Source organism: Acidiferrobacter sp., assembly GCF_054609335.1.
Genome location: NZ_JBTRWP010000019.1, coordinates 19,365 through 30,172 on the forward strand (window position 1 = coordinate 19,365; position 10,808 = coordinate 30,172).

The window sequence follows — 10,808 nt, forward strand, 5'->3', positions numbered from 1 at the left end:
CCACCTATGGCGCGGGCCGGATCCAGCCCTTTCGGGCACACATCCGTGCAGCTCATGATCGTGTGACAACGATACAAGCGATAGGGGTCCTCGAGATCGTCGAGGCGTTCGCCGAAGGCCTGGTCGCGGCTGTCGGCCACGAAACGATAGGCCTGCAAGAGCGCCGCCGGCCCCAGAAAGCGATCCGGATTCCACCAAAACGACGGGCAGCTTGTCGTGCAGCAGGCGCAGAGAACGCACTCGTAGAGGCCGTCCAATCGATCACGCTCCACGGGCGTCTGGCGTCGCTCGATCTCGGGCTCCGGACCCTCGTCTATGAGCCACGGACGCACCGCCCGATACTGGCGATAGAACCCCGACAGATCCACAACGAGATCACGGATCACGGGCATGCCCGGCAAGGGCCTCAGGGTAATCGGTTCCGTGAGACCTTTAAGCGGCGTGATACAGGCAAGGCCGTTGCGGCCATTGATATTCATGGCGTCCGACCCGCACACGCCCTCGCGGCACGAGCGCCGGAAACTCAAGCTCTCATCCTGCGCCTTGAGGAGCATCAGGGCGTCCAGCAACATCACGACCCCCTCCAAGGCCTCCGGCTCCAGGACAAAGTCCTGCAGCACGGGCCCCCCGCCCTCCTCCGGCCGATAACGGTAGATACGAAAACGCATGCCGGCTACTCCTAGTAGGTCCGCGCCACGGGCGGGAAGGAATCCACGGTCAGGGGCTTCACGCGCACGGGCTTGTAGTCGATAGTCTCGCCCGCGCGCAGATAGAGGGTGTGCTTGAGCCAGTGACTGTCGTCGCGCTCCGGGTAATCGACCCGCGAGTGTGCGCCCCGGCTCTCATGGCGGGCCGCCGCCGAGACCACCGTGGCAAGCGCCACCTCGACTAAATTCTCGAGCTCCAGGGCCTCGATGCGCGCGGTATTGAAGACCCGGCTTTGATCGCGCAGGCCCGCGCGACCCAGCCGCTCGCGAATCTCGCGCACGCGCCGCACCCCCTCGTCCAGCACCTCCTGTGTGCGAAATACCCCACAGTAACGTTCCATGACACGCCTAAGCTCTGCACCGAGCGCCTCGACCGACTCCTCGCCCGGACGCTCCCACCGGCGCACGCGCTCCACGGCCCGCTCCACCGCCTCGCCGGGTAAGGGACGGTGGTAACGCTGCTCCTTCAAGGCGGCGAGGATGTGATTGCCGGCGGCGCGACCGAACACGATGATGTCGAGCAGGGAATTGCCGCCCAGACGATTGGCGCCATGGACCGAGACGCAGGCGCACTCGCCCACCGCGTAGAGCCCGGATTGCGGCTCCTCGGGGCCATGTCGCGCAGGCGCCACCACTTGCCCAAAGCGGTTCGTGGGAATGCCGCCCATAATGTAATGCGCGGTCGGATACACGGGTATAGGCGCGTGCGCCGGATCGATGTGCGCAAAACGCATGACCGTATCGCGTATGCCCGGCAGGCGTTTGCGAATGACCTCGTCGCCCAGATGGTCAAGCTTCAGTTCGACATAATCGCCGCGCGGACCGCAGCCGCGCCCCTCCGTCACCTCCCTATGGATCGCCCGACTCACCACGTCGCGGCTCGCGAGATCCAAGGCGTGCGGCGCGTAGTGCTCCATGAAGCGCTCGCCGCGGCTATTCACGAGATAGCCCCCCTCGCCCCGCGCGCCCTCGGTGATCAAGACCCCAAGACCCGCGAGTCCTGTGGGATGGAACTGAATGAACTCCATGTCCTGCAAAGGGATGTCGGCGCGCAGCGCGATGCCTAAACCATCGCCCGTGTTAATGAGCGCGTTGGTGCTGGTGCGATACATGCGTCCCGCGCCGCCGGTGGCAATCAGCGTGGTCTTGCTCTCGATGACGAGCAATTCACCAGTCTCGATTTCGAGGACCACCGCCCCCAGGATGTGTCCGGAGGCGTCACGCAAAAGATCAATGGCAAAGAACTCATCGAAGAAGTGGGTCTTGGCGCGAATGTTCTGCTGATAGAGTGCATGCAGGATGGCATGTCCCGTCCGGTCGGCCGCCGCGCATGTGCGCGCCGCCTGCTCACCCCCGAAATTCTGGCTCTGTCCGCCGAATTTGCGCTGATAGATCCGGCCGTCGTCGATACGCGAGAACGGCACGCCGTAGTGCTCGAGCTCGATCACAAGCCGGTTGGCTGCCCGGCAGAGGTATTCGATCGCGTCCTGATCGCCGAGATAGTCGCCCCCTTTCACGGTATCGTACATATGCCAGTGCCAGGAGTCGGGCAGCACATTGCCAAGCGCCGCGTTCACGCCGCCTTGCGCGGCCACCGTGTGCGAGCGGGTGGGGAAGACCTTGGAGACTACCGCCACATGGGCGTCGCCGTCGGCAAGCTGCAAGGCCGCGCGTAGGCCCGCGCCACCGGCGCCCAGCACCAAGCAGTCGAACTGCCGACGCGGCAATCGCGCGCTCATGCCCATACCGCCGCGACCCCATAGACCACCAGGGCCAGCAACGCGCCCGCGCTCGCCATGAGACAAACGAAACGCCAAGCTGCGTGGTGGACATAGTCCTTCAAGATCGAATCGAAACCGAGATAGGCGTGTAGGGCAACCGCCGCGAGCCACACGGCAAAACCGATGCGCACAGCCAGACTATGAAAAAGCGCATCCCAAGACCCGAATCGCCAATGCGGGAGGTCGGCGATCAGGATCACAAGGACCGCAGCCCCAGCGGCGATCGCGAGAGCCGCGGCACGCATGAGCAGAAATCCCCCTGCGCCCGCGCGGCGACTGCCGAGATGGCGATCGCTCAGGGCCATGAAAGCGCCGCCCCAAGGGCCGTCACGGCCGCCAAAGCCAAAACCGCAAAGGCGCTCAAGCGCTCCCGGTCGCGCCCGAACCCCCACCCGGCATCCAACAGCAGATGGCGGATGCCGCCATAAAGATGCTGGGCTACGATCCACACCGCCACGGGCCCGAGCGCATGGCCCCAGGGGCCGCGCAGCCGTTGCGCCACCGTCTCGAAGGCCGCCGGCCCCTGCAAGGAGGCGCGCAGGAACGTAAGCGCAAGCCCCACAACCCCGACCAAGAGGAGACCGGTAAGACGATGCAGGATGGAGGCATAGGCCCCGACCGGTAGCCGCAGGGTCAGGAGCCCGGCATCGCGTGGGCGTGTCGTACTCATTCACCCTCCCCTAGTCCCGGCAACGGATTTTGTTATCATCGCGGTGCGACATGCCCATGTCGCTCATTATAGGGGGCGCATCATGCAGAGGGAATGGAAGGCCGAATTGATCGAGGCGGGCGGACGCGCGGAAGACGATCTGATCGCCGACTACGGGGATCGAAAGGCCGAGGCGCGCGCCGCGCACCAGGACACCGTGTGGAGTGCACTCACCCATATTGGCCTCATCCGCGTCTCCGGGGCCGACGCCACCACCTTTCTGCATAGCCAATTCAGCAATGACATCAAGGGTCTGGGTGAGGCCAGCCAACTAGACGCCTATTGTACGGCGCAAGGCCGCATGATCGCCCTCTTGCGGGTGGCGCATTGCGGCGACGACTACTTTCTCATGATCCCAAAGGCCATCCAGGCCGCCGTCCAGAAGCGCCTTGCCCTCTATATCCTGCGCGCCAAGGTGCAGCTGACGTCGGTCCCGGAATGGGCGATCCTAGGCCTGTCAGGGCCTGCCGCGGCGGAGTGCTTGAAGAAGGTGGGTCTCCCTGCGCCGGCCCAGCCGGCGGCGGCCACACAGAATGAAGTCACAGTCATGGGCATCCCCGGACGCGCCCCCCGATACCTGCTCATGGGGCCGGAAGCTGTGATACGCGGCCTCCCCGAGCGCCTGCCGCAGGCGCTGCGCGTGGGGGGCCGGGCGTGGGCCTGGCTCGACATCCAAGCGGGCCTGCCGACCATAGGGACCGAGACCAGCGAGGCCTTCGTGCCACAAATGGCCAACCTCGATCTCTTGGAGGGGATCAATTTCCGTAAGGGGTGTTATCCGGGGCAGGAGATCGTGGCGCGCACCCATTACCTGGGGCGCCTGAAGCAACGTATGTATCTGGCGTCGCTACCGGCCGACACCTCCCTGCCGCCACCAGGCGCCACGCTCGCGGCCCCCAACCTGCCGGGTCAACCGGCCGGCACCGTGGTGGATGCCCAAATCGGTCCCGAAGGCGAGATCGATCTCTTGGCCGTGATTCAGATCAGCAGCCACGACGCCGGTAGCGTCCTCTGGCAGGACACCGAGCTTCGCTTTCGCGACCTGCCTTATCCTCTGGCCGCGAGCTGCTGATCCCGGAACACGCGCGCCGTGCGCGTGGCGGGCGGGGCACCAGGCACGATCTCGTAGAAGGTCTCACCCTTCTTGACCATGCCAAGACCCGAGCGCGCCTGCGCCTCGATGGCGGAGCGTCCGTCCTGCAGACCCTTAACCTCGGCGGCGAGTTGCTCGTCAGTCTTTAGAAGCGTGGCATTGGCACTTGCCAGCGCATGGATGTGCCGCTCCCGATGCAAAAGCGCGACCACCCCGCCTTGCCCGAACCAGAGGGCATACTGGGTGAGCACGAAAAGCGCCACGACGAGCAGGCCTATCCATTTCCTCATGGGCTAACTATAGGCCCATTCGCTCAGCCTTGGGAATAGGCCTGCCGAGGCGCACGTGCCATCTGGGCCCGATCGCCCTCGAACTCCTCGATGCGCAAGAGTTGGTTGTATTTGGCCATGCGCTCGGAACGCGATAGCGAGCCGGTCTTGATCTGGCCGGCCCCGGTCGCGACCGCGATATCGGCGATCGCGGTGTCCTCGGTCTCGCCGGAGCGATGCGAAAGGACGACGCCATAGCCTGCCGCCTGCGCGCGCTTGATGGTCGCAAGCGTTTCGGTGAGCGACCCGATCTGGTTGGGCTTGATCAGGATAGCGTTGGCGACGCCCGTGTCGATGCCGCGCGTCAGGATGGCACTATTGGTGACGAATAAATCGTCGCCCACGAGCTGCACGCGCGCACCGAGACGCTCGGTGAGACCCTTCCAGCCAGCCCAATCCTCCTCGCCCATCCCGTCTTCGATGCTGACGATCGGGTATCGCGCCATCCAGCCCTCATAAAGGCCGACCAAAGCGTCGGCATCGAGTGTCCGGCCTTCACCTGCAAGCGCGTAGGCGCCCTTGTCATCCATCAATCCCGAAACCGCGGCATCGAGCGCGATCCCCACCTGCCGTCCCGGCGCATAGCCTGCCGCCGTGATCGCCTCCTGGATCAGACCCAAGGCCTCCTCGTTCGTGCCGAGGTCCGGCGCGAAACCCCCTTCGTCGCCCACCGAAGTCGCCAGACCGCGTCCCTTCAGGAGCCCCTTCAAGGTATGAAATATCTCGGCACCCCAGCGCAACGCCTCGGAGAAACGCGGCGCACCGAAGGGCACGATCATGAATTCCTGGAAGTCGAGCGTGTTATCGGCGTGCGCCCCGCCATTCACGATATTCATAAGCGGCACGGGCAGAATGAACGGCCCCTCGTGCCCCACTTGCTGGGCGAGATGCCGGTACAAGGGCACCCCAGCCTCCGCCGCCAGGGCGCGCGAAAGCGCAAGCGACACCGCAAGGATCGCGTTTGCGCCCAGGCGCGATTTATCCTCGGTGCCGTCTTCGGCGATCATGCGCTCGTCGACTGCGGCCTGCGCCGCCTGCATACCGACCAGCACCTTTTTGAAAGTATCATTCACTGAGGCGCAGGCCTTAAGGACCCCGAGGCCGCGGAAGCGGCGCTTGTCACCGTCGCGCAACTCGAATGCCTCACGCACGCCGGTCGAGGCCCCCGAGGGGACGGAGGCGCGGCCGACCACCCCCGAATCCAGCGTCAGGTCCACCTCGATGGTCGGATTACCGCGCGAATCCAGGATCTCGCGCGCCCGTATATCTGCAATCTTACTCATCTCATCATCCCAAAAAGGCCGTTGGTTTTTCCGATTTGTTCAACCGCTCTGCATCTCGTCTAAGCCGCGCGCCTTCACGCCGGCATCAATGTCCCGCAGGGTCTCGAGCAGCCGTTCGAGGCGCTTGAGCGGCCAGGCGTTCGGCCCATCGCTCAAGGCCTTGTCCGGATCCGGATGGGTCTCCATGAATATCCCGGCAACTCCCGCCGCCACCGCCGCGCGCGCCAGAACCGGGATAAACTCCCGTTGCCCACCCGAGCACGAGCCCTGCCCGCCCGGCAATTGCACCGAGTGCGTGGCGTCGAATACCACGGGGCAACCCGTGTCGCGCATGATCGCGAGGCTGCGCATGTCCGACACCAAATTATTATACCCGAACGACGCCCCACGTTCGCACACCAGAATGCGTCCATCGCCCCCGGCGGCACGCGCCTTGTCCACCACGTTCTTCATGTCGCCCGGCGCCAGAAACTGCCCTTTCTTGATGTTCACGGGACGACCGGCGGCTACGACCGCCTGGATGAAGTCCGTCTGCCGACAAAGGAAGGCCGGGGTCTGCAGCACATCCGCCACCTTCGCCACCTCGGCGATCTCAGGGATGTCGTGCACATCGGTGAGCACCGGCACACCCAGGGTCTCCCGCACCTCGGCTAGGATCGCCAAGCCCGCGTCGCGTCCGGGCCCGCGAAACGAGGCGTGCGAACTGCGATTGGCTTTGTCGAACGACGACTTGTAGATGAATGGCACCCCGAGGCGCGCCGTCAACTCCTTCAACGCCTGCGCGGTCTCAAGCGCCAAGGACCGCGATTCGATGACGCAGGGCCCGGCGATCAGAAACAGGGGCTGATCGAGCCCCGCCTCAAAACCGCAGAGCTTCACGACACACCCGCCGCATGCTCGGGCCCAGCCGCCCGACGCGCCTTGGCCGCCTCGATGAAACTCTTGAACAAGGGATGGCCGTCACGCGGGGTCGAGGTGAACTCGGGATGAAACTGGACGCCGATGAACCACGGATGATCAGCAAGCTCCACGATCTCCACGAGCTCGCCATCGGGCGAGGTCCCGGAGATACGCAGACCCTTTTCCTGAAGTGCCTCACGGTAGGTGTTGTTGACCTCATAGCGATGACGGTGACGCTCGATCACGCTCGGCGTACTATAGATCGCCGCCGCGCGGCTGCCGGAAGTAAGCTCGCAACGCTGGCCGCCCAGCCGCATCGTGCCCCCGAGATCCGCGTCCTCGGTGCGCACCTCGCGTTTACCGCCATTGCCCGTCCACTCCGTTATGAGCGCTATGACCGGATACGGAGTCTTGCGATCGAACTCGGTACTATGCGCCCCAGCAAGCCCCGCCTCGCTGCGCGCGAACTCGATGACCGCGATCTGCATGCCAAGACAGATCCCGAGATAAGGGACCGCGTTTTCGCGAGCGTAACGCACCGCCGCGATCTTTCCTTCCGTACCGCGCCCGCCAAATCCGCCGGGCACGAGTATCGCATCACAGGTCTTCAGGCACTCCGTGCCCTCGCGCTCCAGGGTTTCCGAATCTATGTAATGGATGCGCACCTGCAGACGCGTCTGGATGCCCGCGTGCGCCAAGGCCTCAGACAAGGACTTATAGGACTCGGTTAGGTGCACGTACTTGCCGACGATGGCGATGTCCACCACGCCCTGGGGGTGGTCTAGGGCCTCGTTCACCGCCCGCCACTGACTCAAATCGATACCTCGGGCCTTCAAGTGCAACTGCTCGACTACGATGTCATCCAGACTTTGCTCGTGAAGGATCTCCGGTATGCGATAGATGTTGTCGACATCGATCGCCGAAATCACCGCGCGCGCCGGCACGTTTGTAAAGAGCGCGATCTTCTGCCGCTCGTCTTCCGGCAGTCTGCGATCCGCGCGGCAGAGCAGAATGTCGGGCTGTATGCCTATGCTGCGCAGCTCCTTGACCGAATGCTGCGTGGGCTTGGTCTTGATCTCGCCCGAGGCCTTGATGTAGGGCACGAGCGTCAAATGCATGTACACAGCGTGCTGGCGCCCGTACTCCACCCCCATCTGGCGGATGGCCTCGAGAAACGGCAGGGACTCGATGTCGCCCACCGTTCCGCCGATCTCGATCATGGCGACGTCTGCAGATCCCGCGCCCTGCACGATACAGCGCTTGATCTCGTCTGTGATATGCGGAATCACTTGCACCGTGGCACCGAGGTAATCCCCGCGGCGCTCCTTGCGGATCACGTTCTCGTAGATCCGCCCGGTCGTGAAGTTATTATTGCGGGTCATGGTCGTGCGCACGAAGCGCTCATAATGCCCAAGATCGAGGTCGGTCTCAGCCCCGTCCTCGGTCACGAACACCTCGCCATGCTGGTAAGGGCTCATGGTCCCCGGATCGACATTGATGTAGGGATCAAGCTTCATCAAGGTGACGGCGAGTCCCCGCGCCTCGAGCAGAGCGGCAAGCGACGCCGCGGCTATGCCCTTGCCCAGCGAGGACACGACCCCCCCGGTCACGAATATGAATTTGGTCATCGCCGCCCGCCCGGCGCGTTTTGCGCGTTGTTGCGCACGCCGCCTTCGCTATCAGTCGGTACCACTTTGAAAAACCTCCTCGATCGGCCGCTCACGGCACCACATGAAAGGCGAGACCCGCTTCATACGGCCCCGCCCGGAAATCCTGGCATATCCAATGATCGGCCACGGCGATCAAGGCGTCGTCTACAAATATCAAGACCGCGCGCGGCCGGTCCCAGGGCGCGATGCCGAGCTCCTGCAGAAGCTTCTTTAGGGCCCTATGGCCACGACCTGGGATCAGGACCCGCTGGCCCAGGACGCGGGTCGCTGCGACCAAGGACCGTGTGCCGATGCGCGCCACGGCTGCCCCCTCCCCGAACACCGGTACCGCCCTAAGACGCCGCCCGTCTCCTAGGCCCAAATCCGTGAAGGGCGCAGCCCACACGCATCGCAGCGCCGGGGCTTGCCCCCCCGCCTCATCCCGGCCAAAGACCACGCGCTCACGGTAACGCCGCAGGACAGCCGCTTGCCCCAAGCGTAACACTTGTCCCCGACTCCGGGGAACCACGGCCAGCGCCGCCAGGATTTCGGTGCACTTGGCCTCGCTCACGGCCGGTCCGCCGCGCCCGGCAAGCCACGCCCGCAGGACTTGCGCCCGTATCTCGGCGCGAAGCGCCAGGAACGCCGGCACGATCAGCGCCCCGTCGGCCGCCGTACAGGCCTCCACGTCGCGCGCCACATAGGCGGCGAGCAGATCGTGCGCCTCGCGGGCGTGGCCTGCGGCGCGATTGATGGCCTCGATCCCCCGCGGCCAGCGCGCGCTTATGACAGGAAGCAGGCGATGGCGGATATAGTTGCGCGTATAGCGTTCGTCGTCATTGCTTGGATCATGGACATAGGGCACCTGCCACTCCGAGACGTAGGCCGCAAGCGCCGCCCCAGGCAGATCCAAGAGCGGCCGCGCAAGCCTCCCCGGGCCAAACGGCCGCACCCCCGCCATGCCCCCGAGGCCCGCGAGGCCCGCCCCACGCACGAGCCTAAAGAGCACGGTCTCGGCCTGATCGGAGGCATGATGGGCCGTCAAGAGCACTTCCCCCGGGCGCATGCGGGAGGCCAGCGCACGGTAGCGGGCCTCGCGCGCACGGGCCTCGGGGCCCCCCGGCCCCCCGGAGGCGCCCCGGCTCACATGCACCGAGACCGCCTCGCAGGCTACCCCCAGGGCATCTGCAGTCGCCAGGGCCTGCGCGGCCCAGGCGTCGGCGCTGGCCGCCAGGCCATGATTGATGTGGACCGCCCGCACCCCCGACCGACCAAGACGGCTCAGAGCGTGCAGCAGCGCGGCCGAGTCCCGCCCCCCGCTAAACGCGACTAAGAGACTGTCCGCCACCGAGACGCCAAGCCCTTCGAGGGCCTGCGCCAACCACGCCGAAGAAAACTTAGCGCTCTTCAAACTGTCCGTACTGGCGCAACCTGAGCTGTCGACGGGTCAGAAGATCATCCATCGGTAGCGCCACGAGATCGCGGATGGCCTGCGTCAAGGCGGCCTTGAGCCCCGCGGCTGCCCCATCGAAGTCGCGATGCGCGCCACCGAGCGGCTCAGCCACGACTTCGTCTATGAGCCCCAAACGCTTCAGGCTCTCGGCGGTGATCCCGAGGGCCTCCGCCGCGAGCGCGGCCTTGTCGGCGCTCTTCCAGAGGATGGAGGCGCAGCCCTCCGGGCTTATGACCGAGTAGGTCGCGTACTGGAGCATCAACATGCGGTCGCATACGCCGATCGCCAAGGCACCTCCGGATCCGCCTTCACCGATCACGGCGCTTACGATAGGTGTCCTGAGCGCGGCCATCACGAACAGATTGCGGGCGATCGCCTCGCTCTGACCACGCTCCTCGGCCCCGACCCCGGGATAGGCCCCCATGGTGTCGATCAGGGTGACAAGCGGCATGCGAAACCGCTCCGCGAGGCGCATGATCCGCAGGGCCTTACGATAGCCCTCGGGCCGGGGCATCCCGAAGTTGCGGCGCACCTTCTCGCGGGTGTCGCGCCCCTTCTGGTGGCCAATGACCGCTACCGGCACATCGTCCAAGCGCGCCACACCCGTGACGATGGCCGGGTCGTCCGAATACAGCCTGTCGCCGTGCAATTCCTCGAAATCCTGAAATATCCGCCCCACGTAATCGAGGGTGTAGGGGCGCTGGGGGTGGCGCGCCAACTGCGAGACCTGCCAGGCCGTGAGCGAGGCGAAGATCGACTGCGTGAGCCTGTGACTTTTGGCCCGCAGTCGCGCGATCTCCTCGTTGATATTGACGCCGGAGCTCGAGTCCAGAAACCGCAGGGCGTCGATCTTAGCCTCGAGATCGGCGATCGATTGTTCGAAATCGAGGTAGTTCTGATTCAT

11 protein-coding genes are annotated in these 10,808 nt (G+C 65.0%); 1 reads left to right on the forward strand and 10 read right to left on the reverse strand.

Annotation, left to right across the window (positions count from 1 at the left end):
* The 4 genes from ACYCTF_RS06775 to sdhC all read right to left on the reverse strand — a co-directional run.
* Positions 1 to 668, reverse strand: a 668-nt coding sequence (locus ACYCTF_RS06775) for a succinate dehydrogenase iron-sulfur subunit (RefSeq protein ID WP_461284751.1), incomplete at its 3' end; no start/stop codon positions are given.
* A gap of 11 nt (positions 669 to 679) precedes the next feature.
* On the reverse strand, positions 680 to 2,446 hold the full coding sequence (gene sdhA, locus ACYCTF_RS06780) for a succinate dehydrogenase flavoprotein subunit (protein WP_461282913.1): 1,767 nt from the start codon (positions 2,444 to 2,446) through the stop codon (positions 680 to 682).
* Positions 2,443 to 2,793, reverse strand: a complete 351-nt coding sequence (gene sdhD / locus ACYCTF_RS06785; protein WP_461282914.1) for a succinate dehydrogenase, hydrophobic membrane anchor protein — start codon at positions 2,791 to 2,793, stop codon at positions 2,443 to 2,445. The genes sdhA and sdhD overlap by 4 nt, the downstream gene beginning before the upstream one ends.
* Positions 2,784 to 3,158 carry a succinate dehydrogenase, cytochrome b556 subunit gene (sdhC, locus tag ACYCTF_RS06790; protein WP_461282915.1) on the reverse strand — a complete coding sequence of 125 codons (375 nt, stop codon included), beginning with the start codon at positions 3,156 to 3,158 and terminating at the stop codon, positions 2,784 to 2,786. Before sdhC ends, sdhD begins: the two co-directional genes overlap by 10 nt.
* An 82-nt stretch (positions 3,159 to 3,240) precedes the next feature.
* Between sdhC and ygfZ the strand changes: the two genes are divergently transcribed.
* Complete coding sequence (ygfZ, locus tag ACYCTF_RS06795) at positions 3,241 to 4,269, forward strand: CAF17-like 4Fe-4S cluster assembly/insertion protein YgfZ (protein ID WP_461282916.1); 1,029 nt, start codon at positions 3,241 to 3,243, stop codon at positions 4,267 to 4,269.
* On the opposite strand, the gene ACYCTF_RS06800 is transcribed toward ygfZ, so the two are convergent.
* From ACYCTF_RS06800 to ACYCTF_RS06825, 6 genes are all read right to left on the reverse strand, one after another.
* A complete protein-coding gene (locus ACYCTF_RS06800) occupies positions 4,245 to 4,580 on the reverse strand; it encodes a septum formation initiator family protein (RefSeq protein WP_461282917.1) in 336 nt (111 codons plus the stop codon). The two genes, ygfZ and ACYCTF_RS06800, sit on opposite strands and share 25 nt — an antisense overlap.
* Positions 4,581 to 4,603: 23 nt before the next feature.
* Complete coding sequence (gene eno / locus ACYCTF_RS06805) at positions 4,604 to 5,902, reverse strand: phosphopyruvate hydratase (protein ID WP_461282918.1); 1,299 nt, start codon at positions 5,900 to 5,902, stop codon at positions 4,604 to 4,606.
* Positions 5,903 to 5,941: 39 nt separating this feature from the next.
* Positions 5,942 to 6,781 carry a 3-deoxy-8-phosphooctulonate synthase gene (kdsA, locus tag ACYCTF_RS06810; RefSeq protein WP_461282919.1) on the reverse strand — a complete coding sequence of 280 codons (840 nt, stop codon included), beginning with the start codon at positions 6,779 to 6,781 and terminating at the stop codon, positions 5,942 to 5,944.
* Positions 6,778 to 8,430, reverse strand: coding sequence for a CTP synthase (locus tag ACYCTF_RS06815; protein ID WP_461282920.1), 1,653 nt, complete (start codon positions 8,428 to 8,430; stop codon positions 6,778 to 6,780). Before ACYCTF_RS06815 ends, kdsA begins: the two co-directional genes overlap by 4 nt.
* Before the next feature lie 91 nt (positions 8,431 to 8,521).
* Entirely contained in the window at positions 8,522 to 9,862 is a 1,341-nt protein-coding gene (tilS, locus tag ACYCTF_RS06820) for a tRNA lysidine(34) synthetase TilS (RefSeq protein WP_461282921.1), read from the reverse strand.
* On the reverse strand, positions 9,849 to 10,808 hold the full coding sequence (locus ACYCTF_RS06825; RefSeq protein WP_461282922.1) for an acetyl-CoA carboxylase carboxyltransferase subunit alpha: 960 nt from the start codon (positions 10,806 to 10,808) through the stop codon (positions 9,849 to 9,851). The genes tilS and ACYCTF_RS06825 overlap by 14 nt, the downstream gene beginning before the upstream one ends.